The 23,395-nt window shown below is 60.8% G+C and carries 22 protein-coding genes and 1 other RNA gene; 5 read left to right on the top strand and 18 right to left on the bottom strand.

Going from position 1 to position 23,395, the window contains the following annotated elements; genetic code table 11:
• The first annotated feature begins 83 nt into the window (after positions 1–83).
• The 4 genes from DXB98_RS03955 (at position 84) to DXB98_RS03945 (ending at position 2,803) form a co-directional block, all read left to right on the top strand.
• Complete coding sequence (locus tag DXB98_RS03955; protein WP_117734638.1) at positions 84–1,448, top strand: PFL family protein; 1,365 nt, start codon at positions 84–86, stop codon at positions 1,446–1,448.
• 370 nt (positions 1,449–1,818) lie between these two features.
• Positions 1,819–2,217, top strand: coding sequence for a class I SAM-dependent methyltransferase (locus tag DXB98_RS10580; protein WP_369831384.1), 399 nt, complete (start codon positions 1,819–1,821; stop codon positions 2,215–2,217).
• Positions 2,136–2,345, top strand: a complete 210-nt coding sequence (locus DXB98_RS10385; RefSeq protein WP_233505083.1) for a hypothetical protein — start codon at positions 2,136–2,138, stop codon at positions 2,343–2,345. The genes DXB98_RS10580 and DXB98_RS10385 overlap by 82 nt, the downstream gene beginning before the upstream one ends.
• A gap of 158 nt (positions 2,346–2,503) precedes the next feature.
• Positions 2,504–2,803: a YhbY family RNA-binding protein gene (locus DXB98_RS03945; protein WP_006234690.1), complete on the top strand. Its 300-nt coding sequence runs from the start codon at positions 2,504–2,506 to the stop codon at positions 2,801–2,803.
• A gap of 69 nt (positions 2,804–2,872) precedes the next feature.
• Here the strand turns inward: DXB98_RS03945 and DXB98_RS03940 are convergent, their stop codons facing one another.
• The 8 genes from DXB98_RS03940 to ssrA all read right to left on the bottom strand — a co-directional run bounded on the left by DXB98_RS03940 (position 2,873) and on the right by ssrA (position 11,963).
• The gene (locus DXB98_RS03940; RefSeq protein WP_117743226.1) at positions 2,873–5,872 is read right to left on the bottom strand and encodes a BTAD domain-containing putative transcriptional regulator; all 3,000 of its coding nucleotides are present in this window, start codon (positions 5,870–5,872) and stop codon (positions 2,873–2,875) included.
• 448 nt (positions 5,873–6,320) lie between these two features.
• Positions 6,321–7,049 (bottom strand): glucosamine-6-phosphate deaminase, encoded by a 729-nt coding sequence (gene nagB, locus DXB98_RS03935; protein ID WP_117734640.1) that lies wholly within the window; start codon positions 7,047–7,049, stop codon positions 6,321–6,323.
• Positions 7,050–7,321: 272 nt separating this feature from the next.
• Positions 7,322–7,789: a PTS glucose transporter subunit IIA gene (locus DXB98_RS03930; RefSeq protein ID WP_306421699.1), complete on the bottom strand. Its 468-nt coding sequence runs from the start codon at positions 7,787–7,789 to the stop codon at positions 7,322–7,324.
• 100 nt (positions 7,790–7,889) lie between these two features.
• Positions 7,890–9,227, bottom strand: a complete 1,338-nt coding sequence (glmM, locus tag DXB98_RS03925; RefSeq protein ID WP_117734641.1) for a phosphoglucosamine mutase — start codon at positions 9,225–9,227, stop codon at positions 7,890–7,892.
• 123 nt (positions 9,228–9,350) lie between these two features.
• Positions 9,351–9,746 (bottom strand): 30S ribosomal protein S9, encoded by a 396-nt coding sequence (gene rpsI / locus DXB98_RS03920; protein ID WP_022094634.1) that lies wholly within the window; start codon positions 9,744–9,746, stop codon positions 9,351–9,353.
• Between the two features lie 2 nt (positions 9,747–9,748).
• Positions 9,749–10,192, bottom strand: a complete 444-nt coding sequence (gene rplM, locus DXB98_RS03915; RefSeq protein WP_022094635.1) for a 50S ribosomal protein L13 — start codon at positions 10,190–10,192, stop codon at positions 9,749–9,751.
• A 157-nt stretch (positions 10,193–10,349) separates the two neighbouring features.
• The gene (locus tag DXB98_RS03910) at positions 10,350–11,228 is read right to left on the bottom strand and encodes a patatin family protein (RefSeq protein ID WP_117734642.1); all 879 of its coding nucleotides are present in this window, start codon (positions 11,226–11,228) and stop codon (positions 10,350–10,352) included.
• A 371-nt stretch (positions 11,229–11,599) separates the two neighbouring features.
• Positions 11,600–11,963, bottom strand: a transfer-messenger RNA (tmRNA) gene (gene ssrA / locus DXB98_RS03905).
• A 237-nt stretch (positions 11,964–12,200) separates the two neighbouring features.
• Here ssrA and DXB98_RS03900 point away from each other — a divergent pair.
• Positions 12,201–12,635, top strand: a complete 435-nt coding sequence (locus DXB98_RS03900; RefSeq protein WP_117743225.1) for a hypothetical protein — start codon at positions 12,201–12,203, stop codon at positions 12,633–12,635.
• A gap of 58 nt (positions 12,636–12,693) precedes the next feature.
• Here the strand turns inward: DXB98_RS03900 and DXB98_RS03895 are convergent, their stop codons facing one another.
• The 10 genes from DXB98_RS03895 to DXB98_RS03855 all read right to left on the bottom strand — a co-directional run bounded on the left by DXB98_RS03895 (position 12,694) and on the right by DXB98_RS03855 (position 23,391).
• The gene (locus DXB98_RS03895) at positions 12,694–13,209 is read right to left on the bottom strand and encodes a PIN domain-containing protein (RefSeq protein WP_158553142.1); all 516 of its coding nucleotides are present in this window, start codon (positions 13,207–13,209) and stop codon (positions 12,694–12,696) included.
• Positions 13,206–13,559, bottom strand: coding sequence for a hypothetical protein (locus DXB98_RS10150; protein WP_158553141.1), 354 nt, complete (start codon positions 13,557–13,559; stop codon positions 13,206–13,208). Before DXB98_RS10150 ends, DXB98_RS03895 begins: the two co-directional genes overlap by 4 nt.
• Positions 13,560–13,698: 139 nt before the next feature.
• On the bottom strand, positions 13,699–14,940 hold the full coding sequence (locus DXB98_RS03890) for an HAD-IC family P-type ATPase (protein ID WP_233505079.1): 1,242 nt from the start codon (positions 14,938–14,940) through the stop codon (positions 13,699–13,701).
• Between the two features lie 120 nt (positions 14,941–15,060).
• Positions 15,061–15,264: a DUF6110 family protein gene (locus DXB98_RS03885; RefSeq protein ID WP_117743222.1), complete on the bottom strand. Its 204-nt coding sequence runs from the start codon at positions 15,262–15,264 to the stop codon at positions 15,061–15,063.
• A gap of 330 nt (positions 15,265–15,594) precedes the next feature.
• Positions 15,595–17,271 carry an Asp-tRNA(Asn)/Glu-tRNA(Gln) amidotransferase subunit GatB gene (gene gatB / locus DXB98_RS03880; RefSeq protein ID WP_117743221.1) on the bottom strand — a complete coding sequence of 559 codons (1,677 nt, stop codon included), beginning with the start codon at positions 17,269–17,271 and terminating at the stop codon, positions 15,595–15,597.
• Entirely contained in the window at positions 17,271–18,785 is a 1,515-nt protein-coding gene (gene gatA / locus DXB98_RS03875) for an Asp-tRNA(Asn)/Glu-tRNA(Gln) amidotransferase subunit GatA (RefSeq protein WP_117743220.1), read from the bottom strand. Before gatA ends, gatB begins: the two co-directional genes overlap by 1 nt.
• Complete coding sequence (gene gatC / locus DXB98_RS03870; protein ID WP_117743219.1) at positions 18,785–19,096, bottom strand: Asp-tRNA(Asn)/Glu-tRNA(Gln) amidotransferase subunit GatC; 312 nt, start codon at positions 19,094–19,096, stop codon at positions 18,785–18,787. Before gatC ends, gatA begins: the two co-directional genes overlap by 1 nt.
• 277 nt (positions 19,097–19,373) lie before the next feature.
• Positions 19,374–20,195, bottom strand: a complete 822-nt coding sequence (locus tag DXB98_RS03865; protein WP_117743218.1) for an HAD family hydrolase — start codon at positions 20,193–20,195, stop codon at positions 19,374–19,376.
• 224 nt (positions 20,196–20,419) lie between these two features.
• Positions 20,420–21,706, bottom strand: coding sequence for an MFS transporter (locus tag DXB98_RS03860; protein ID WP_158553140.1), 1,287 nt, complete (start codon positions 21,704–21,706; stop codon positions 20,420–20,422).
• A 236-nt stretch (positions 21,707–21,942) separates the two neighbouring features.
• Entirely contained in the window at positions 21,943–23,391 is a 1,449-nt protein-coding gene (locus DXB98_RS03855; protein ID WP_117734657.1) for a family 1 glycosylhydrolase, read from the bottom strand.
• Positions 23,392–23,395: the final 4 nt, after the last annotated feature.

Below are 23,395 nucleotides of genomic sequence, written 5' to 3'. Positions count from 1 at the left end.
AACGTGCCGCACGCGCCACTTGGCACGTGCGGCACGTTAGAATAGAAAAGACTATGCTCGTTTTGGCAGATAGGAGCGCAAGGATGGCGATCACGCCCGCAGAAATCGCGGAAACCCGCGGCATGGTTGAGGAGCAGAACCTCGACATCAGGACCATCACCATGGGTGTTTCGCTCATGGGTTGCGGTGACGAGAACCTCGACCGCATGTGCACGAAGATCTACGACCACGTGACGCACACGGCTGAACATCTGGTCGAGACCGCCGAGAACCTCGAGCGCGAGTACGGTATCCCCATCGTCAACAAGCGCGTTTCCGTCACCCCGGTGGCGCAGATCGCCGCGTGCTGCAAGGATGAGGACCTCACCCCCATCGCGCATGCCCTCGACCGCGCGGCAGAGACGCTCGGCATCGATTACCTGGGCGGCTTCTCCGCACTCGTCCAGAAGGGCATCGGCGACGCCGACCGCCGCGTCATCCAGTCAATCCCCCAGGCGCTCGCTACCACCAGCCGCGTCTGCTCCAGCGTCAACGTCGCTAGCCTGCGCGCCGGTATCAACATGGATGCCGTGCTCATGGCCGCCCAGACCATCATCGACGCCGCCAAGCTCACGGCCGACCAGGATTCCGTTGGCGCCTCCAAGTTTGTCTGCTTTGCCAACATGGTCGAGGACTCCCCGTTTATGGCGGGCGCCGTCCACGGCGGTGGCGAGGCCGACGCCGTCATCAACGTAGGCGTCTCGGGCCCCGGCGTTATGGCCGCAGCCTTGGAGACGCTGCCCGATTCCGCATCGATGATGGAGGTCGCCGAGAAGATTAAGCAGACCGCCTTTAAGATCACCCGCGCCGGCGAGCTCATGAGCCGCGAGGCCGCCCATCGTCTGGGTGTCGAGAAAGGCATTGTCGACCTGTCGCTGGCTCCCACGCCTGCCATCGGCGACTCCGTTGCGCGCATCCTCGAGATCATCGGCGTGGGCACCTGCGGTGGCCCGGGCACGACCTGCGCCCTCGCCATGCTCAATGATGCCGTCAAGAAGGGCGGCGTCATGGCCAGCTCCAGCGTGGGTGGTCTCTCCGGCGCTTTCATCCCCGTGTCCGAGGATGCCGGCATGATCGCCGCCGTCGAGGCCGGTGCGCTTTCGCTCGAGAAGCTCGAGGCCATGACCTGCGTGTGCTCCGTCGGCCTGGACATGATCGCTATCCCCGGCGACACCCCGGTCGAGACCATCGCCGGCATCATCGCCGACGAGATGGCCATCGGCGTCATCAACAACAAGACCACGGCCGTCCGCGTGATCCCTGCCATCGACAAGGGCGTGGGCGACTGCGTCGAGTACGGTGGCCTGTTCGGCCGTGCACCCATCATGCCGGTGAACCCCAACGCCGGCACCGTGCTTGCCCATCGCGGTGGACGCTTCCCGGCACCGCTGAACTCGCTGAAGAACTAGCTGAGGGGTTCGGGCGAGGAGCCCCGGGGAGGGCAAATATATAAGGTCGCCTGCTCGAACAGTCCTGACTCGCACGGAGAGCACATTAAGTGCTCTCCGGCTCGTGCGGAACTCGCGATCGACCTTATATATTTGCCCTCCCCGGGGCTCCCGCACAACGGGACCTCAGTTGGGTTCTATCCCGGTTGCAGTTGCTTCGCTCCTGCACCACTAGGCTGGTACGGCGGCTTGGCATTGGAACGGTTTTTTCTGATATATGCTGGTTGCGGCTCTTCTTTTGGGAGGAGTCGCTTTTTTGTTGTGAGGGGAAATGGCCCGTGGCTGATGATTTGATTCATTCTGAGCTGCTTTCCGCGGATTGGAATGGCGAATGGTGCGCTTGCAAGCTAGTCGGCGGCGGGCTGATGATTCTTTTGAATGGGATAAGCGAGCTCGGCATTTTCGGCCACTTGAGACTGCTCCGTATGCCCGGGATTTTATAAAGCTATTGGCGCTTGAGCCCCGCGAGTCGGTGCTGGATATGGGATGTGGGGCTGGGTCGATTGCTATTCCGCTTGCTCAGGCTGGGCATCCTGTGATTGCGGCTGATTTCTCCCCTGCTATGTTGGGCACGCTTGATGCTGGCATTGAGTACTATGGGCTCGAGAATCGCATCGTCGCGATACCTTCGACAGCCTTGAAGCAGGTGTGGCGGATTTTTCCCGTATGCTCGAGCATGGCAACGAGGATAAGATCGACCGCCTGCGCGACTACATCGCTCAACACATGATTGAGAACCCCCATGCCGGTGAGCCGGGCTCCAAGGGCGTGCCGCTGGGGCGCTATATGCTCGATCATGTCCGCAAGGTTCGTTGGGCGTTTATTGCATGGGAGCCGGTCTCTGCGCCCAGCTCATAGCCTGTTCGCAGCCCGCACCGCCCACTCACTCGGCATCCGCATTCTTTGCGAACTGGGCAAACGCACTCCACACCGCGCCGTTCCTGCGCTATCGTGGGACAGCTCACGTAGATTAAGGCCCCGTCGCGGGGCGCCCCATACATAGAAAGCGAGAACCCATGGCACTGACAGGAGCCCAAGTCAAGCAGCTTCGCAGCATGGCCCATCACCTCAACCCCGCCATCATCATCGGCAAGTCCGATGTCAACGAGGGCACCGTCGAGCAGACGGTCGCCTACCTGGAGAAGCACGAGCTCGTTAAGTGCTCCGTGCTGGACGGCTCCAGTCTTTCCGCCCGCGAGGCCGCCGAAGAGCTCGCTGAGCGCTGCCACGCCGAGGTCGTCCAGGTCATCGGCCGCAAGTTCTCGCTGTATCGAGAGTCCTCGCGCAAGGATATCGAGAAGATCAAGCTCGTCTAAGAGCCAATGATCCGGCGAGCCAACACATAGCAAGCTTACGGGCGCCCAAGTACTTCGGGCGCCCGTTTTTTATCGCTCGACCAGCACGCGGTTGAGCCGACCCTCCACCAAGCGCTCATATAGACGCCGCGTCTCGGGCTCGGGTACGCCATTGACCTGCTCCCTCAGATGGTGCATATGCCCGCTGTACAGCTCGACGATATCGCGCCTCCGCCCCGCCGCGCTGTAGACACGCATGGCACAGCGCACCATATCCTCACGCGCCGTTTCCTGCCGAAGTCCCGACTCCGCCAGCCAAATCGCCGACTGCAGATCGTTTTCTTCTAGAGCGGCATTTGCTCCCTTAATCATGCAATCGATGTACTTTGACTGCATAATGCGTCGCATACGCAAAAAGTAGGTTGGATTACAGCCATTGGGAACATACAGCGGTCCGGCATAAAGCTGCTCAATCTTAAGGCACAGCTCAACTAAATGGGGCCCGCGCGCACCCGTACGATTTCCCAAAACCTCACGGCTTATCTGGTCAAACAGCCGCACATCGGTCTTGACGTAGTCGCCGTTGAGTCCGATGCATTCATTTTGGATGAGTACACACGACTTGCCATCCGGCGTCGGTCCCAAAGCCGACCGCAAGCGCGATATCGTCGAGTACAGGTTGTTACGGGCGCTATTAAACTCGGCATGGGGCCACAGCTCCATTGCCAGCGTCTCGCGGTCGACGAGCGCATCCATGCCCAGTGCAAGCCGCTCGGCAAGCGTCGCCGCCTTCTTGCGGCGCCACATTTTGTCCGTGATGGGAAACCCGTCGCGCTCGGCGCGAAACGCACCAAACATGCGAATCTCGATATGGTCGATGGTATCAACGGCTTCAACCTCGCTGGCCTGGAACAGGCGCTCGCCCTCCCCTTCCAAATCGTCGCGCAGCGAGTACCGCGACAGCTCTCGCACGGGAAGCTTCTTGCGTATCCTGGCCGCCGGCTCGCCCAGACAATGCATGGCAAGGCGCGCAAAGAGCCGATACGACGGCTCTAGAATCCCCGCACGATTCATGGACATCCAGGCCGCAAGGTCGCTGTCTCGGCCCGCACAGGCCAAATGCAGCGCCACCATCCAGGCCTCCGCTCCACCAACCTGCGTCTGGCTTATATCGAGTAACTCCGCTTCCTCGCGCACCGAAACCATCGAGGTGTTACGCAGATACGCCGCGCGCTCCAGCAGCAATGCGTTATCGCGCATGTACGCAATCGACTCCTCGGCAAGTTTGAGCACTTGGACCGCACGGAACTTTGCATTAACCGGCCGTCCCTCTGCCAGCGACTGCCAGCCTTCTAGCAACAGGCCAAACAGCTGAATCTGGTTGTCGCGCATGCGCACGGCAAAACGATCGAGCTCGTTGAACGCCGCGTCGTCGGTTACCGGCAAGCCGGAAAGGAGCCGCCGTGCCGCCAACACCATACGCACCCAGATAGCCATCGCCTTAAGCCCACGCACGTCGAGCGCCTCCCGCACCACCGTCATCTCGTCGTCGCGCTCGTCGGTTCCCGCGAACGACCCATCAAAGAGCTCCACCAGCATGCTATCGGCCCGTGTAACAATCCCCGCAATGTCGAGCTCACAGTCGTAGGCCTTGCTCGTTTTGAGCCGCTGTAGAACGCCGCCGTCATCTCCCCGCTCGGTCAGACAGCGCTTGACCTCGATATGCGCGGACAACATATCGAGTGCAGTATGGGATGTCTCGATTTCTGGCACGGCCAGGTTCGCAGGAAGCCCAAGCCCGTTGTCCCCATAGCAAACAGCCGTCAGTGTCTGGGCCACCCTCCATGAAACAGGGTCTATTTCGCAGGCCGCCCGTTCGCCCCCGCGCTCGATAACCGATGCCATATAGCGAGCGAGCTTTGTATTGGACACGCTGACCGCTGCCAGATATACGCCAAGCGCCTCGGCAGGCGTTGGCTCTGGAGCCGGATCGTCGACATCGATCGTGCCCAGCGCCGCTCGGCAGATATCGGCCCCGTGCCCCGTCAGAGCAAGATCGACCCCATACTGACCAGCAAGTTCAAGGACCGCATCACGGTCCAAAAAGGCGTCCGCTAGGCCCATCGCCGCATCGCATCGGCCCGCCTTAAGCAAAATCCGGGCCGCCCTCGGAACAAGTTCGGGGCGAACCTCGGCCACCAACTTACGCAAACGCAAGCGTCCGTTATCCTCCGTACCCAGACACGTAAAACTCCGCTCGGCGGGGTCCAAGCCAAAGATCGGGTAGTCGCGTACAAAGTAGGACTGGTCGACCATCGACAGCCTCACCCCACAAGCCTCGAGTTCTGCGATATTGCCCTCGCCCATCAAAATCATGAGACATGCCACGCAAAACAGCGCATTATTGTCGAGCGAAGCCAGATCGGCAAGTGCCGCGCCATATACGTTGACAATCTCGTTTTCGAGCAGACCGGCTACGTCGCCTTGGCCATACAGACCCGTCTGCAATGCCGAAACAAGCTCGGGCACGCCCTGCGTGAGCTGATAAAAGTCGAGCGACGTGCTGATCGAAAACGCCGATGCCCACGCCGAATACTCATAGGCATGCACCTTGAGCATCTGCGCATTGATCTTAACCGAATCGCCCAGCCCGTGAATCAGCTGACGATTTGAAGGACGGCAGGAGATAAAGACCCCTACCCCCATAGCGCGCAGGCCGCGAATCCTGTCGATGAGGTCTTCGGTATCGTGCTGATCGAGGTTTGGCACATTATCAATCGCGATAAGGGAGTGCGGTTTGTCTTTGAGTTCTTCGGTAACCACCTCGAGCTGCATAAACACCTCGCGCCCAATGGCGCGATCGGCCTCGATAATCCGCACGGGGCCTCGCGTCGGGTCGCATTTAACCTCATGGGTGTACTGCAGCAGCACCGAGGTCTTCCCAAACCCGTCGGGCGCATAAAGAACCACGATTCCGGCCTTTCGGCCCTTGGCTATAAGCTCATTCATCAAGCGTTCGCGGCGCACCATATAGCCTCCGCTCAGCGGCATCAGCTCGAGGTCGTCTATACTGCTCAAATCGTTTACCATGCCCACTCCTCAACTCGACCGTATGGACACTGTAACCGCAAGACCATACAGGCCGCGCTATGAATAGAGCGACCTTGTGCTTTAGGTTGTCTTTTGGTACGCAAGCGGCAAGTTTTTGTACAGCAAGGGCAGATTGTTATTAATCCCCCGACTAATCGGTCTTTAAGCAGGTAAATGAGCTTGTCAGCTTGTCCCATCTAAGCGGCAGTGTAACGTAAATGAACAAGGTTCAGCCATGTCATTCAACTCGCCTAGCACCCGCTACCGTCTACGACCTTTTAGTGGCATTTTTGCATATATTATGGTATGGGATGAATCAAGCTGTTGGGCATCCAGTATTCGTCAAGCTTGCGGCAAGATCTTGGTCAAGTGGGCGGAAAGGGATAGCAAAAAGGCCCCCGCAATGCGGAGGCCTTAGGCAAGGCTATGTCGAGGTGCAGGATTCGCGCTACTCGCAGAGCGAAAGGGCGGCCTCGTCGGCAACGACAACGCAGTTGGTGTGCAGCTGTAGGATCGAAGCCGGGCACTCGGGCGTAACCGGGCCATAGCACATGTCATGCACGGCCTGAGCCTTGGCCTCGCCGTTGGCGACGACCAGGATCATGCGGGCATACATGATGGTCTGGGTACCCATGGTGTAGGCCTGACGAGGGACATCGTCGATGCTGTCGAACAGACGGCTGTTGGCCTGAATGGTGCTCTCGGTGAGATCGACGCAGTGCGTGCCCTTGGAGAAGTGGTCGTCGGGCTCGTTGAAGCCGATATGACCGTTGTTACCAATGCCGAGCAGCTGCAGATCGGGATAACCGGCGGCAGCGACGACCTTGTCGTACTCAGAGCAGGCAGCGGCGGCATCGGGGTTGGAACCGTCGGGCACATGCGTGTTGTTCAGGTCGATGTTGATGTGATCGAAGAAGTTCTTACGCATAAAGTAGTGATAGCTCTGGGGATCGTCGTGCGAAAGGCCGCGATACTCGTCCAGGTTGTAGGTGCTGACCTCGGCAAAGTCGACGTCGCCCTTCTTGTACCAAGCAGCGAGCTGCTTGTAGGCACCGATCGGGGTAGAGCCGGTGGCAAGGCCCAGCACACAGTCGGGCTTGAGGATAACCTGCGCCGAGATAATATTGGCGGCCTTGCGGCTCATATCCTCGTAGTCTTTAGCTTTAATGATCTTCATTACGCATCCTTTCTCGTACAAGAGAGGCAAGGCTCCCCTTACAAGCACTTGCCCGCGGCCTGCGTCGGCCGCAACCAACGTGTGCGGCCACCAGGGCGAGGTCGCGTAATGTATGTGTCTCGTGTCTAGCCGCGTCGAGGCCCCTGCCCGTCCACGGTGACCCGAAGCCTTTTAGCTTCGGACAAATCCCATCTTGCCACGGAGGGCGCCCTCTTTCAAGGGCGCCCTCCGTAAACGTGTTTGAATTGTAGGCTAATGGCCACGTGCACTTACTAGCGCTCGCGAGCAACGATGAGCTGGTCCATCTCTTCGACATGCACGCCAACGGAGCCCTTGATGCTCGAGAACTCAACGGAGTTGCACACCAAGATGGGAACCGTCACATCGTAGCCCTCGGCAGCAATTGCCTCGCGATCAAACTCAATGAGCACATCGCCCTTATGGACGATGTCACCCACTTGCGCATGTACGGTAAAGTGCTTGCCCTCGAGCTGAACAGTGTCCAAACCAACGTGGATGAGCACGTCCAGGCCATCGACCGTGTTAAGCGCAACGGCGTGCCCCGTGGGAAAAATGGCCTCGACCTTGGCATCAGCCGGTGCAATCACACGCGTTCCGGTGGGCTGAATCGCCACGCCCTGGCCCAAAAGGCCGGTGGCAAACGTCTGGTCGTTTACCTCGGAGAGCGGAATGACGTCGCCCGAGATAGGAGCATCCAGCGTAAGGACTCGACCACGCATACCAAAAGACCTTAGGACTTTAGTGAACATGCTCCCCCTCGGACATACCAATCAATCAAATAACCTTAACAGTTTACCACTTGGCACCCGTTTTTGACCATTAGGGAAGTTCGCGCTTGACAACCTCGACGATGTCGTCGACAACGCGCTGGGTCAGCTCGTGCGTCTCGGCCTCGGCCATCACGCGGACCAGTGGCTCGGTACCGCTCGGACGCACCAGAATGCGGCCGCGGCCGTCAAGCTCCTTCTCGGCAGCAGCGACGGCATCCCAGATGGGCTGGCAATCGTCCAGACCAGCCTTGTTGTCGGAATGCACGTTAACGAGTACCTGCGGGTACTTCTTCATGATACCGGCAAGATCGGTGAGGGTACGACCGGTGCGCTTGAGCACGGCCAGCAGCTGCAGAGCCGTCACCAGGCCGTCACCGGTGGTGTTGTGCTCCAGGAAGATGATGTGGCCGGACTGTTCGCCGCCGATGACGGCGCCATCCGCGAGCATGCGCTCCAGAACGTAGCGGTCGCCCACGGCAGTCTGAACCATCTCGAAGCCCTGCTCCTTCATAGCGATGGAGAAGCCAAGGTTGCACATGACGGTCGAGACGATCTCGGAGTTGGCGAGCTTGCCGCGAGCGGCGAGGTCAGAACCGCAGATAGCCAGGATGTAGTCACCGTCGATCTCATTGCCCTCGCTGTCCACGAACAGTACGCGGTCGGCGTCGCCGTCGTGGGCCAGACCAATGTCAGCATGGGTGCGCAGTACGAGCTCGCGCAGGGGCTCGAGGTGAGTGGAGCCGCACTCAACGTTAATGTCAGTGCCGCAGTAATCGGTGTTGATGGCATGGACCGTGGCACCCAAGCGCTGCAGAGCGGCGGGCGTAGTCTGGCAGGAAGCACCGTGACCGCAGTCGACGGCAACGACCAGGCCGTCGAGCCTCAGGCCATCAAGCGTATCGATGGCGTGGTCGACGTATGCCTTGCGGGCATCCTTCATCTTAATGATGTGGCCCACGCCGGCACCGGTCGGCAGCGTGTCGGCAGCCATGGCTTCTTCGGACATTACCCAGGCGCTGATCTCTTCCTCGACAGCATCGGGAAGCTTCATGCCCTTGCGGCTAAAAAACTTGATGCCGTTGAACTCCGGCGGATTATGCGAAGCAGAGATGACGATGCCGCCGTCGAGCTCGTTCTGAACGGTGAGCAGGGCCACGGCCGGCGTGGGGATGACGCCGCAGCAGTGCGGACGGCCGCCCTCGGCCATGATGCCGGCGGTCAGAGCGCTCTCGAGCATGGTGCCCGAAAGACGCGTGTCGCGGCCGACACAGATATCCGGACCAAGGAACTTGGTCGCCGCGCGGCCCAGGCGAAACGCGAGGTCGCACGAGAGGCCGGCATTGGCGACGCCACGGACGCCGTCGGTACCGAAGATGTTCTGGGGCATAGGATCGCTCCTTCCCTAGCAGGCGATATGCAACCGCCCACCCTAGTCGAAAAAGAAAAGCGGGACCCGCCGAGGAATCGGCAGGCCCCGCTTGTACATTGTATCTCGAAAGGAGATAAAACCTTAGCGCTTGGAGAACTGGGGAGCGCGGCGGGCCTTCTTGAGGCCGTACTTCTTGCGCTCGACCACGCGAGCATCGCGCGTAAGGAAACCGGCCTTCTTGAGATCAGCACGGTAGTCGCCAGCGTTCAGAAGAGCGCGAGCAATGCCCAGGCGCAGAGCGCCAGACTGACCGGAGATGCCGCCGCCATCGCACAGAGCGATAACGTCGAACTGACCGGCGGTGTCGGTCACCTTGAAGGGAGCAAGGGCGTTCTCAACGAGCTGATGACGGCCGAAATACTGCTCGGCGTCACGCTTGTTGATGGTCACCTTGCCGGTGCCGGGGACGAGACGGACGCGGGCGACGGCGTTCTTACGACGGCCGGTACCCTGGTAGACAACGGTGTTCTCAGCCATCTTTAAGCCTCCAGCTCAATCTTCGTGGGGTTCTGGGCAGCGTGCGGATGCTCGGCACCAGCGTAGACCTTAAGCTTGGTCATCTGGGCACGGCCGAGGGTGGTCTTGGGCAGCATGCCGCGAACAGCGCGCTCGATGACCTTCTCCGGGTGCTTCTCCATAGCCTGGCGGAAGCTCTCAGCCTTAAGGCCGCCGTTGTAGCCGCTGTGGCGATAATAGGTCTTCGTGTCGGCCTTGTTACCGGTAAGCTGGACCTTATCGGCGTTGATGACGACAACGAAGTCGCCGCAGTCGCTGTTGGGCGTGAACTGAGGCTTGTTCTTACCGCGCAGGATCATTGCGATCTGGGTGGCAAGACGGCCCAGGACAGCACCATCGGCGTCGACGAGAACCCAGTTGCGCTGGACCTCGCCCTGCTTGGCGTAGTGAGTCGATTTCGAAATCACTTAGACTCCTCCATGTACAGTACGTGTTGTTACAGAGATTCACGGGGCTCTGCAAGTAACCCGTCCATATTACCCCGCTCGCCGTACGAGTCAACAGGTATTTTGACTCCGACCAGAGTTTCTGCACATGTCGTCCATGGGTCATGACGTCGCGACACTAGCGCTCGACAAACGCCTCGATATCTCCCAGCAGGCGCTTTGCCTCCTGGCGGCCCTGAATATACAGGTCGAGGAGCTTTGCCGGATCGTGCTCAACATGGCCGACCTCGACCGGCTTTTGCGGAGCAACGACCAGCGCACGGCCCTCACGCTCATACTTCCACAGATGCATGCGCTGGATGTTATAGCGGTCGTGGCGCGTCTCGATAGCCTCAAGCAGATAGGGGTAGTCGGCATAGCGGGCTCGTGCGGCGGGCATAAACTCGTAGGGCTTTTTCTCGTACGAGCGGTCCTGCGTGACAATGACGACCGCGCGATCGAAGCCTGCCTCCTCCAGCACGTGCTCGATGGGGACCGAATCGGCTACGCCACCGTCGACGTATTTGTGCCCGTCAATCTCGACCGGTGGCGTCACCAGCGGCAGCGACGTCGATGCGCGCACGGCGTCGAGGTCGAGCACGGCACTTTTGACCGACAGGTACGCGGCGGTTCCAAAGAGCATGTCCGTCGCGACGGCGTACATCTCGATGGGGCTCGCGTCGAACGTCTCGCTGTCAAAGGGATCCAGGCGGTCCTGGACATCGTTGAAGATAAAGTCGTAGCCGACGATGGAGCCCGTGGACGCAAACGATGCGGCGCCCATGAAGCGGTTGTCGTTGCAGAAAGCCAGGTTGATGCGGTTAGCACGGCCGATCTGGTGCGACTTGTAGTTCACGCCGTTGAGGGCGCCGGCCGATACGCCATATACCGCCGGAATCTCGACGCCGGCCTCCATGAGAACGTCGAGAACGCCCGCGGTAAACTGCCCGCGAAAACTACCGCCCTCCAGGACGAGCGCGACCCTGCCGGCGTTCTTTGCTTTATCTTCTGCAGTCATGTTGACCTCCTGCTGTTTCGTTTTGGCCTTCTTCTACCCAGTTTTGGGATGGAGGGCGTGTAGGTTTTGGAGTTGAGGAGGGCGGGGCGGCTGGCGGAAAGCACGTCTCACTCTGCGTTGCTGCGGGGCACGGCAGGCTGCAGCGCGATCGGCATCGCGTCTATATCTAGTCGAGGCATTGCGCGGAGAATCCGCGTATTTGCTTCGCAAATCCGCACCGGCTTCGGCCGCCTGCCGGCGTCCTCGCTCGCGGGCTAAAAACGCTCACGCGTTTTCTTTACGCCCGCGCCCTGCATAGAGTTCGATTCTCCGCGGTACGGGCTGGAAATAAAAAGGCAGGTAGATACGAATATCTACCTGCCTATTACTTGTGGTGGAGGCGCGGAGAATCGAACTCCGGTCCACGAAAGCCCCCTGATTGGCATCTCCAAGCTCAGTCGCTGGTTTTGTCTCGGACGCTTTGCGCGCAGCGACACGCTCGCGGCGTCCTAACCGGTTCGGTCTTAGCCTGCGCCATACCGATTACGTGCGCAGGAGCATTCCCCTAAAATGACGTCGCGCCGGTGTCGGGGAAATCACCGGGTTGACGCGCCGCTATAAACTAAGCAGCGAGAGCCATAGGCTCAAAAGAAGAGTTGTTGTCAATTCAATTTGACGGTACCCCTGTTTAACGAGGCGAGGAGACCTCGGCTTGCTTCCTCTCTCAGAGCTATCGTGTCGAAACCAGTCGCCCCCGAATGTCGGTAAAGTCTGGATGGCATTGGGCACGAGTACCCAACAGCCGTCGACTTTTCAAGGAACATACGGGGCGAGCCCCGCTTGTGAAGTGCTATGTTACCACGTTCTCAAGGAAGACAGATGTTCTATCCACGAGCTGTGAAGACCCCAATGTGCGCTGTACTTCGCACTTTTGCTACCGATCGCGTCACGTATATTTTCGCCAAGCACAATTGACCCGTCGAAAGGACCGTTATGGATACCAAGCAGCAACTCGTCAATGCCCTCGTGGGCCTGGGCTCAACCATTACCGAAGCCATGGATGTCATCGAGGGCTTTGTCCCCTGCGGACATCCCGCCCTCACGGTATCGAACGCACTCGTCGCGCTGGACGCTGACGATGATGCAGCTCTCGCCCAGCAGCTTGAGACCGTCGAAGACTTTATCGACCACGTGAGTGAGAACCGCGGCGTGGCCGCCTACCACGGCATCGAAGTCGAGCTCGCGGGTCCCAAGGCTGATCTGCTCGCAGCAATCCGCGAGGTAGGCGCCCTCATGCAAACCGCAGGCGTCAAGAACACCCAGGTCAACGAGTGGGTCTATCGCAGTCTGGCAGTACTCGACAGCTCCGACGAAAAGGCAGCCGAGCAGCTCGCAGAAAGTCCCGCCATTAAGGCCGAGCTTTTGTAAATAGCAGACGCGGGCCCCTTGGATCATCGTCGTCCAAGAGGCCCGCAAGCAGTTCGCGTCAACCGATAGCCGCGCCGCCGCGTTTGGCCAAAGCAAGAATCGGCATCATTTGACGAGGTGTCTTTGCTGCAAGATCGGCATGTTCGAGCAGTTTGCGATCGTTAGTTACCAAGTAATCAACCTGCGCGCGCTTGCATGCGGCGAGCACCAAGTTGTCCTCGTAATCGCGATGGAGCGTCAGATATTTGTTGGCCAGCCAAAGATCCGACGCATCTGCACCCACGGCCGTGGCGTTTTCGGTCATATTTCGAACAAACGCCAGCGCCGCATCGCCAATCGCGCGGGCAGAAGCCTCGTCGAGCGCTCCCCCGCTGGCAAGAACGCTACGCTTCAGCTCGTGTTGGACAACGTACAGCACGTCCTTAGCGATATGCACCGGAAAGAACAGCAACGCCCCCGTCTCCGTCGCCCGCCCAATAAACGCACGCGCGGCAAGCGACTCGGCATGGTCGACGCAAAACGAATCAACCCATACGTTGGCATCCACCATTATTTTGAGGGGAGTCCCGCTCACAGGATCATCCCCTTTTGGCGATAGCGCTCGTCCATGGCTTCCGAATAGATTGTGTCCCAATCGCGATCGTCGGATACGTGCGACGTAGCGATGCCCAGGTCCGCGTAAAGCTGATCCGCCGCCGCCCATGATGCGGCGAACGGAGTATCGGGCGCGACGGTCTGCCGCCGGTCGTCGACGGCCGCAAGCACTTCCTCGCACTGCCCGCCACCCTGCGCGACCTTGGCAACCACCTTTTTGATGAGCTCAGGCAGTGACCTGCCCGAAAGCTGCAGCGCTTCCTCGGCGCGCTCTTTAACCGAGCGATCTACGCGAACATTCACCTGCGCCATGCTGCCAACGATAGCCATCTCAACCTCACCTTCAGCATTTACTAGCAGTGCTAGCACAATCTTATATCTGAGCTAACATCTCGTCAAACAAAAGAAGGCCTGCACCCTGGCGGCTGCAGTGCCGCCAGGGTGCAGGCCATATACTCAATCGAAAACGCTAATGCAGGTACGCCTTTGCGCTGCTCAGGCTGTAGGCAATCGTCGAGCCGTTGTGCAGCAGTGACGACGTCTGCGGAGTGATCATGCCGGTAATACCCAATGCCAACAGCGCCGAGTTGGTGAGCATCACCTTAGAATAGGAACTCGTCAGACGATCAATGAGGCCCTGGCTCATGCGGCGCAGGCGCACGAGTGCGGCGAGATCCGTGTCGGCCAGGATGATATCGGCGACTTCCTTGGCAGTGTCGCTTCCACCGCCCATGGCCAGACCCACATCGGCCAGGCCCAGCGCCGGTGAGTCGTTGACGCCGTCGCCCACCATGGCAACGTGGCGCCCCTCGCGCTTAATCCGCTCCACATAGGCGTACTTGTCCTCGGGCAGCAGCTCGGCATTAAACTCGTCGACACCCGCCTCGCGCGCAATGCGCTCGGCCGTGCGCTCGGAGTCGCCCGTAAGCATAACGACATGTTTGACGCCCAGCGCATGTAGGTCGGCGATGGCCTCACGGACCCCGAGCTTGAGCGGGTCCTCGATGCCGAGCACGCCGACGACCTTGCCGTCGACCGCCAGGTACAGCGGCGACAGGCCCTGCATCTGGGACTCAATGCGTTCCTTAATGTCGGAATCGAGCTGCGCACTCTCGTCCTCAAACACAAAGTGCGCGGAACCGATGATGGCGCGACGCCCTTCGATGGACGAAGCGATGCCGTGCGCCACGATGTACTCGACGGCGGCATGGCGCTCGCGGTGTTCGAGCCCACGCTCGCGAGCAGCGTTGATGACTGCGCGCGCCACCGGATGCGGGAAATGCTCCTCCAGGCAGGCAGAAAGGCGCAGGACCTCATCCTCGCTCCAGCCGTCGGTCGTCAGCACGCAAGCCAGGCGCGGCTGCACCAGCTCATGAAGGGCAGCGCGCAAAAATGCGATGTAACCGGCCACGACAAACACCGCACGCAGGGGCGTCGGCAAGAACCAGCGGCGCGCGTAGTGGGCGCCGAAAAGTGTGGCAAAATCCATGACGAGCTTGTGCTTGCGTGGCTCAAGCTGCATCACGTAACCCGTCTTTGCGTCGGCAATGGCCTGGGCATCGAGCGCACCGACGGCGGCCAGCACGGCATCGCGGTGCGGCTCATCGTATTCGAGTGCCATCTGGCCGATGCGGCCATAAACGCGCACCTTGTGCACGCCGTCGATATCGCCGCTAAGCTTAAGAAGTGCATCGAGATCACTCTCTGGCACAGGACCCGCCAATTGAAGACGGGTCCTGCCGGGGATCTCGCTCATAATCGAGAATCTCATAGTTTGTGCCTGGGAGCGTTACTCGGCTGCCTCGTCAGCAGCGGCCTCGCTCTGGGTGATTTAGGCCGCCTCGGCAACCATGTCGTCGACATTAGCCTTGGCCTGCTCGACCATGTCCTGGTAGCCGTTCTTGATGCGCATGCCGCACGCGATACCCTGCACGCAGGCATTCTTTACCGGAGCGCTGGTAAGCAGCTTGATGCCGGCCGTGCCAAGCAGAAAACCGCCACCAACAAGCAGGGTATTGAACGTCGACCTCTTCATGTTGCTTCTCCCTTTTGCCGCATTGGACGCGGCACGGTGCCTCAGCACCCGAGTAAACAAGTTTGCTTGAGAACACTTTTAGAAAATAGTTTAGTTCATCTAACTATTAAGGTCAACAAAGGTTAACTTTTTGGAAATCTTGGAGTCCAAATTCCATTCAGCCCACCTGACCCGAACGGCCGAGTCGTCACGGAACCGAGGGGCCGGGCGCAGGGCCTTGCCTCTCAATGAGTTCCGCACGAACAGGAGGCGCCAGTGGCGCCTCCGTCGTGAGTCAGGACTGTCCGAAATTGAGAGGCAAGGCCCTGCGCCCGGCCCCTCGGTTCCCGCTTACGAGAGCGACGTTCTCAGCAACTCGTTGAAGAGCTTCGGGTTGCCCTTGCCGCGACTCGCCTTCATGCACTGGCCCACCAAATAGCCAATGACCTTCTGGTTGCCGTCGCGGTACTGCTGCGCCTGCTCGGCACAGTTTGCCAGCACCTCGTCCACAATCGGCTGCAGCGCGCCGGCATCGCTCACCTGACGCATGCCGCGCTCGTCGACGATCTTGTTGGGATCGTCGCCGGTCTGGGCCATGGCCTCAAAGACCTCGTGCGCCTGGTTGGAGCTGATGGCATCGGTCGCCAGCAGCTTGGCAAGAGCCGCCACCTGAGCCGGCGCGATGCCGGACTCAGCCAGCGAGGTACCCGCGTCCTTAAGGTAGGCGATCATCTCGTTGACCAGCAGGTTCGCGACCGTCTGGGCCTCCTTGCCAGCCATGCCGGCAGCAGCGGCCTCAAAGAACTCGGCAAACTCCGGGTCGCCGGCGATCTGCTCGGCGTCGGCGGCCTTAATGCCAAAATCGGCCTCAAAGCGGGCGCGCTTGGCATCGGGCAGCTCGGGAATCTCGCCGCGGCAGCGGTCGATGAACTCGTCATCCAGATCGAACGGCGCCAAGTCGGGGTCGGGGAACAGACGATAGTCGTCGGCCGTCTCCTTGACGCGCATGACCACGGTGCGCTTGCGGCTGGGCTCCCAGTGGCGGGTCTCCTGGTAGATGATGCCGCCCTCCTCGAGCACCTCGGCCTGACGGCAGATCTCGTAGGCAAGGCCGTCGTGCAGGCTCTTAAACGAGTTGAGGTTCTTGAGCTCGGTCTTGGTGCCCAGCTTGGTCTCGCCGCGGCGACGCAGGCTCACGTTGCCGTCGCAGCGCATGGAGCCCTTCTCCATGGAGCAGTCGGAAATACCCAGCGTCACAAAGATGCGACGGAGCTTTTCCATAAACAGACGCGCCTCCTCGGGCGTGCGCAGATCGGGCTCGGTCACGAGCTCAATCAAAGGCGTGCCGCAGCGGTTGTAGTCGACGAGCGACTCGGCCGCGGCGGTAATGCGGCCCTCGGCACCGCCCACGTGCACCATCTTGGCGGCGTCCTCCTCCATGTGGATGCGCAGGATGCGGATGGGCACGGTGTAAGAACCGTCCTCGCGACGCTCGGGCATCTGCATGTTGGAGGCATCGTAGCTGGCTAGGTGGCCGGCGCGCTGATTGCCCTCGCGCATCGTGGAGGACATGGACGTGGACAGGCCCTCGGCATTGGCCGAAGCGCTCGCCAGGCTCTGGGCCTCGGCCTCGCCAAACGCGCAGTCGGGGCGCTCGGCGGCACCGCGACCGGTCACGTCCAGATCCAGATGACCGTACATGGCAAAGGCGACCGGACCCTGCGTGGTCTGGAAGTTCTTGGCCATATCGGGATAGAAATAGTGCTTGCGGTAGAACATCGAGTGGCGCTGGATCTCGCAGTTGGTCGCGAGACCGGCCTTGACGATGCTCTCGATGGCGCGCTTGTTGGGCACCGGCAGGGCGCCGGGCAGGCCCAGGCACACCGGGCACACGTTGGCGTTGGGCTCGTCATCGTGGCTGAGCTTGCAGTTGCAGAACATCTTGGTATCGAGTGCGGTGAGCTCGGTATGGATCTCCAGGCCAATCACGGCCTCCCAATCCTGCAGGACCTCGGAAAGCTCCTTCATTACAGCTCGCCCCCCTTCCCGGCAAAATCGGGCGCGACGGAAAGCACGGGCGCGCCCGTGGCGGTATCGGCAAAGCCGCGCTCCAGGGCGCGGGCAAACGTGAGCAGCTGACGGTCCTTAAAGGCAGGGCCCACCAGCTGGGCAGAAACGGGCAGGCGGCTGTCCTCGCCCAGGCCCAGCGGCACCGAGATACCACCGTTGCCGCAAATGTTGAGCGAAATGGTGTACAGGTCGGAGAGATACATCTGCGTGGGGTCGCTGATCTCGCCGAACTTAAAGGCCGTACGCGGCGAAGCGGGCATAAGAATGGTGTCCACCTTGGCATACGCGGCGTCGTAGTCCTGCGTGATAAGCGTGCGGGCCTTTTGCGCGGCATAGTAGTACTTGTCGTACACGCCCGAGGAGAGCAGGTAGGCACCGAGCATCTGGCGGCGCTTGGCCTCGGCACCAAAGCCGTGGGCGCGGCTGAGCGAGCTCTGGTCGGACAGGTTGGCGCAGCCTTCCTCCTGGTAGCCATAGCGAATGCCGTCAAAACGAGCCAGGTTTGAGAACGCCTCGGCCGGGCCGATGACGTAGTAGGCGGCGATGGCAGCGTCCAGGTGCGGCAGGTCGACCTCCACGAGATCGGCGCCCTGGTTCTGCAGCTCCTGGGCGGCACGCTCAACAGCGGCCTTGACCTCGGGCGTCAGGCCCTCGGCCTCCATAAACGCGGGGATGATACCCACGCGCTTGCCCTCGATGCTGTCGTTGAGATGCTCGGTAAAGTCGACGGCACAATCCTGGCTGGTGCAGTCGTACGGATCGTGACCCGCACCGGTAAGCGCATTCATGGCCAGCGCGACATCCTCGACCGTGCGGCCAAAGGGTCCCACCTGGTCGAGCGACGAGCCAAAGGCAACCACGCCGTATCGGCTCACGGCGCCATACGTGGGCTTAAAGCCCACCACGCCGCACAGGCTCGCCGGCTGGCGAATCGAGCCGCCAGTGTCCGAGCCCAGCGAGAGCGCAACCTCGCCGGCAGCAACGGCGGCAGCGGAGCCGCCCGAGGAGCCGCCGGGCACGCGCTCGGTATCCCAGGGGTTGTTGGTGCGGTGGAACGCCGAGCTCTCGGTAGAGCTGCCAAAAGCAAACTCGTCCATGTTGACCTTGCCCATGGGCAGGCAGCCGGCGTCGAGCATGCGCTGAACGCAGGTGGCGGTGTAGACGCTCTGGTAGTCCTCGAGCATACGGGAAGCGCAGGTGGTGCGCGTACCCACGAGATTCATGTTGTCCTTGATGGCCAGCGGCACGCCCGCAAGCGGGGGCAGAGCCTCACCGGCGGCGCGGCGGGCGTCAATTTTGGCGGCAGCCTCGAGCGCGAGCTCGGGCGCCACCTGCAGAAATGCCTGGACCCCACCCTCGCGCGCCTCGATGGCCTCGAGCGAGGCCTGCGCGATCTCGGTGGCAGAGAAATCGCCGGCGGCAACGTGCTCGGCTAGCTGCGCGGCCGTGAATCGATCGAGATTGAGCTTCATTACTCGCTCTCCCCCTCTCCCAAAATGGACGGCACGCGGAAGTAGCGGTCGCGCACGCTGCCGGCGTTTTCGAGCGCGACATCGAGCGGCAGGTCGCGCTCGGGCTCGCGCAGGTCGTCGCCCATCACGTTGGACAGGTTTCCGATGGGATGGAACGTGGGCTCCACGTCGGGCAAGTCATATTGCAAGACGGGCTCGAGCATCTGGACGGCATCGTTCAGGTAGGACGTCATCTGGGTGAGCTCGTCATCGGCCAGTGCGATCTTTGCGTACTCGGCAATGCCGCGCACGTCTTTCTCGCTGAGTGCCATAGGCGCTCCCTTCCGCATAACAGTTAAACCGCTCTAGTATACAGGGCAACGCCGACTTGGAGCAGGCGCTTTACCCAAATGCAGCGAAAACGTAACGAGGGCGGCGCCTCTGCAGCAAAAGTGCATCGGCCACGGCAGGAACCGTCGCGCCCGCTGCAAAAACCGTCCCAACATTCGACGCTTTTCGGCAAAATCGCGATTTCCATCGGATGTTGGGACGGTTGGAGCCCGCCACCACAAAGGCGCCTGTCCCCTTTGTGGTGGCTCTTCCCCGGTGCTACAGCAGATGTTCCTGGACAAAAATTGCGATGCCGTCCTCGTCGTTGCTCGCGGTTACAAAGTCCGCGGCGGCACGGGTGGCGTCGCTGCCGTTTGCCATAGCCACGCCCACGCCGGCGTCGGCCACCATGCAGGTATCGTTATCGGCATCGCCAAACACGCAGATATTCTGCAGCTCCATGCCGTTGAGCTCCGCCACGCGCACAAGGCCGCGCGTCTTGGACACGCGGGGATCCATAAACTCGTAGAGTCGCTGCGTGGTTTGCAGAGCAGCCGCCTTAACGGTGTCGTCGGCGAGTGTCGACGCCCGCTCGATCACCTGCGGCATCGCCTCGGGCGCCATGGTGAACATCACCTTGGCCTGCGGATCGCGCAGGAACTCGGCAAAGTCGACCACCTTGTAGGGCACGCCGTCGACACGCGACAGGTGCTCGACGCACGCATTGCTCTCGGGCACATAGAGCACGCCGTTCCGAGGACAAACGGGCGTTGCCGGCAGGTCTGCCATGTGCTCGCAGATGCGCGCGATGGTCTCGCCCGGCAGCGGGTAGCTCAGCTCGTTAATGCCGTGCGCACGGTCGATGACCTCGGCGCCACCGCAGCCCACGAGCACGTCCACCAGGCCTTCGATGCCCCAGAGCTCGTACATGGCCTCGGTCGCGTGGGCGTCGCGCCCGGTGCACAGGCCAAAGAGCACGCCGCGCTCGCGCAGGGCGCGGATCGCCGCCACGGTGCGCGGGGACACCGTGTGCTGGCTCGTGAGCAGCGTGCCGTCGATATCGCAGAACACGGCTTTGATGTGGCTGAAGGTGGTGTCCATGGGGACCTTTCTGGGTTGTGCGGCGGTGTGGGGTGTATTCGTGAACGGCGTACATGGTATACCAAGGCGCAGGCGCGGCCCGTCAAAGCAAAAACCACCACAAAGGTGCCTGGCCCCTTTGTGGCGGCCGGACCCGCAGGATGGCCTGGCCCGAGACGCAAAGCATCACAACATTCGACGTTTTTCGGCAAAATCGCGATTTTCATCGAATGTTGTGATGGTTTTTACTGCTTTGCGGCACGATCCAAATGCCGGCGACCAAATAGCAGCAACGCCGCGGGAACCGCCGTCACGACCATGCCCGCCCCTACGAGCGTCTGCTGCACGCCAAACGTCGCCGCCAGCCACGGGGCAATAGCCAGCGGGGCCACGCCGGCGAACATATTGCCAAAGCCCATGACCGAGTTCACGCGACCGAGCTGCTCGAGCGGGGCCGTCGTTTGCACGATCGTGTTGTGGAGCGGGTTGACGATGCCCCAAGCTATGCCCAGTACAATCTGGCCGACAAGGGCCACGCCCACGTACGGTGTTCCCACATAGAGCAAACTTCCCAGACCCACGGACATGAGCGCCACGAGCAGCGTTTTAAGGTTGACCAGGTGCGGCGGCATGCGGAGCGCGAGGACGGCGCCCAGCACCGCGCCCACACCGCTGGCCGACGAGAGCCAGCCCATCCACTCAACACCGACGTGCAGGACATCGCGGTAGAAGAACGACTCCAGTGGATCGAAGGCGCCATAGCCAAAGTTCGAAAGAAAGATAATGAAGAACAGCAGGGCGAGGACGCTGTTGGTGAAGACTGTCTTGATGCTGGCTGCGAAGGTGGCGCGAGAAGATGTGTTGGGGTCGGGACTTTGGCTGGCCTTATCCGACGTGATGTCGCCGATTGCGGGTTTGCCTTCGTGTGTGGCGGCCTGACCTGCACTTTGCCTAAAGCCCCAACCGGCGGCGAGCGCCAGTACGGTAAAGATCATCATGAGCACAAACACCGCGCGCGACGACGCAGCCGCCGCGACAAAGCCGCCCAGCGTGGGTCCGACGATGATACTCACGTTTGAAAACATGGCGATGGCGGAGTTGATGTCTTTGAGCTCGACGGGATCATCGGTGAGGTAGGCCGGATAGGATGTGGCGATGGGCTGGGCGAACCCCATCACAAAGCCCAGGAGCACCGCGCCGAGCAGGACGATGCCGGTCGTGCTGCCAAAGGCGATAATCGCCGCGCCGGTTGTCAGCGCGCCGACGATGCTCAGCAAAAAATGGCGGCGCGGGCCCAAAGCGTCGAGCGCCGCTCCACCCGCAAAGGACCCCAGGATCACGAAAACGTTCATAAACAGAACGGCCAGCGATGTCGCCACGACCGAGGCATCGTCTGCATAGGTGAGCGTTCCGATGACGCCGATAAAGTAGCTGGTCTGAAAACCGGTGTAGATGAGAAAGCGCATCGCCACCAGGCGCTTGGCCTGCACGGACAGCGATGATTGAGGCTTTGAGAAAAGAGAGGCGAGCATGGAGACTCCTTGTTTCATACGAATGCGGACGGTGGGCATTCGCCACCGTCTGTCAAATCAATCTATCCGCATGAAACATTAAGGACGCATCAAGCCCCTTCTCTCCGTTTTTCACCCGTCATGAACTACTTGGTAGATTGTAAGACATGTCCCACACATCTACCAAAGCAAAAACCACCACAAAGGTGCCTGGCCCCTTTGTGGTGGTTGCGACGTTTACGCTGGTTGAGACTTGGCTAGGCCAGGTCGGCGCCGTTGGTGGCGATGACCTTCTTGTACCAGAAGAAGCTGTCCTTGCGGCTGCGGGCGAGCGTGCCGTTGCCGTCGTTGTCCTTGTCGACGTAGATGAAGCCGTAGCGCTTCTTCATCTCGCCGGTCGAGGCGCTCACCAAATCGATGCAGCCCCACATGGTGTAGCCCATCAGGTCCACGCCGTCCTCGATGGCAATCTCCATCTGCTTGATATGCTCGCGCAGGTAATCGATGCGGTAGCCGTCGTGAATCGCACCGTCCGCCTCGACCTCGTCCACCGCGCCCAGGCCGTTCTCGACGATCATCAGCGGCACCTGGTAGCGGTCGTAGACCTCCTCCAGGTAGTAACGCAGGCCCTCGGGGTCGATCGCCCAACCCCAATCGCTCTTCTTGAGGTACTCGTTGCCGGCGCCACCAAAGATGTTGCCCTGCTCCAGCAGCACCGGGTCAGCCGTGGCCGTGGCGCTCATGTAGTAGCTAAAGCTGTAGAAGTCGACCTTGCCGGCGGCCAGCGTGGCGGCGTCCTCGGGCGAAACCTCCACGTGCACGCCTTCGCGGCGCCACACGCTGGGCGCCCACGAGGGATACGCACCGCGCACCTGCACGTCGCCGCAGTAGAAGTTCATCTCGCGCTGCTGCTTTTGTGCGGCCAGAACGTCTGCCGGATTGCACGTGTGCGGGTAGCAGGCGTTGCCGGCGATCATGCAGCCGATCTTGTTCTGGGGATCGATCTGATGGCCCATGGTGACGCACTTGGCGCTCGCCAGGAACTGATGGTGCAGGGCATCGAAGCGCGCCTGCGGGTCGTCCCAGTCGCAGTCGCCAAAGGCCATGGGCGTGTCGGTTGCCTCGGGCACCATGCCGCCGCCCATCACGCCGCCAAAGCCGCCCATGAGCAGGCAATTGATTTCGTTAAAGGTGAGCCAGTAGCGCACCAGGCCCTTGTACTCGGTCATGACGGTGCAGGCGTAGTTGAGGTAGAAATCGATGAGCTTGGGGTTCTTCCAGCCTCCGTAGTTTTTGGACAGACCATAAGGCAGCTCATAGTGGCTAAGGGTGACCATGGGCTCGATGCCCTGCTCCTGACAGGCCTGGAACACACGGCGGTAGAACTCGATGCCGGCCTGGTTGGGCTCGGCCTCGTCGCCGTTGGGGAAGATACGGCTCCAGTTGATGGACATGCGGTAGCACTTAAAGCCCATCTCGCCAAAAAGCTTGATGTCGTCGAGATAGTGATGGTACATGTCCACGGCCTCGTGGCTGGGATAGTGGTACTGGGGCAGAATGCCGTCGGTAATGTGGCGCGGCTCGGAGACCGTGCCGCCGGTCATGATGTCGGGAACGCCGAGGCCCTTGCCGTCCTCGTTGTATCCGCCTTCGCACTGATTGGCGGCAGTGGCACCGCCCCACAGAAATCCATCGGGAAAAGCCATGTTG

Source organism: Collinsella sp. OM07-12, assembly GCF_003438275.1.
GTDB lineage: Bacteria > Actinomycetota > Coriobacteriia > Coriobacteriales > Coriobacteriaceae > Collinsella.
This window is presented reverse-complemented; position numbering and strand designations above follow the sequence as displayed.

Coding starts and splice junctions, on each gene's coding strand:
- DXB98_RS03955 (WP_117734638.1), top strand. CDS start 84: ATGGCGATCACGCCCGCAGAAATCGCGGAAACCCGCGGCATGGTTGAG.
- DXB98_RS10580 (WP_369831384.1), top strand. CDS start 1,819: ATGGTGCGCTTGCAAGCTAGTCGGCGGCGGGCTGATGATTCTTTTGAA.
- DXB98_RS03945 (WP_006234690.1), top strand. CDS start 2,504: ATGGCACTGACAGGAGCCCAAGTCAAGCAGCTTCGCAGCATGGCCCAT.
- DXB98_RS03940 (WP_117743226.1), bottom strand. CDS start 5,872: ATGGTAAACGATTTGAGCAGTATAGACGACCTCGAGCTGATGCCGCTG.
- nagB (WP_117734640.1), bottom strand. CDS start 7,049: ATGAAGATCATTAAAGCTAAAGACTACGAGGATATGAGCCGCAAGGCC.
- DXB98_RS03930 (WP_306421699.1), bottom strand. CDS start 7,789: ATGCGTGGTCGAGTCCTTACGCTGGATGCTCCTATCTCGGGCGACGTC.
- glmM (WP_117734641.1), bottom strand. CDS start 9,227: ATGCCCCAGAACATCTTCGGTACCGACGGCGTCCGTGGCGTCGCCAAT.
- rpsI (WP_022094634.1), bottom strand. CDS start 9,746: ATGGCTGAGAACACCGTTGTCTACCAGGGTACCGGCCGTCGTAAGAAC.
- DXB98_RS03910 (WP_117734642.1), bottom strand. CDS start 11,228: ATGACTGCAGAAGATAAAGCAAAGAACGCCGGCAGGGTCGCGCTCGTC.
- DXB98_RS03900 (WP_117743225.1), top strand. CDS start 12,201: ATGGATACCAAGCAGCAACTCGTCAATGCCCTCGTGGGCCTGGGCTCA.
- DXB98_RS10150 (WP_158553141.1), bottom strand. CDS start 13,559: ATGGCTATCGTTGGCAGCATGGCGCAGGTGAATGTTCGCGTAGATCGC.
- DXB98_RS03885 (WP_117743222.1), bottom strand. CDS start 15,264: ATGAAGAGGTCGACGTTCAATACCCTGCTTGTTGGTGGCGGTTTTCTG.
- gatB (WP_117743221.1), bottom strand. CDS start 17,271: ATGAAGGAGCTTTCCGAGGTCCTGCAGGATTGGGAGGCCGTGATTGGC.
- gatA (WP_117743220.1), bottom strand. CDS start 18,785: ATGAAGCTCAATCTCGATCGATTCACGGCCGCGCAGCTAGCCGAGCAC.
- gatC (WP_117743219.1), bottom strand. CDS start 19,096: ATGGCACTCAGCGAGAAAGACGTGCGCGGCATTGCCGAGTACGCAAAG.
- DXB98_RS03865 (WP_117743218.1), bottom strand. CDS start 20,195: ATGGACACCACCTTCAGCCACATCAAAGCCGTGTTCTGCGATATCGAC.
- DXB98_RS03860 (WP_158553140.1), bottom strand. CDS start 21,706: ATGCTCGCCTCTCTTTTCTCAAAGCCTCAATCATCGCTGTCCGTGCAG.
- DXB98_RS03855 (WP_117734657.1), bottom strand. CDS start 23,391: ATGGCTTTTCCCGATGGATTTCTGTGGGGCGGTGCCACTGCCGCCAAT.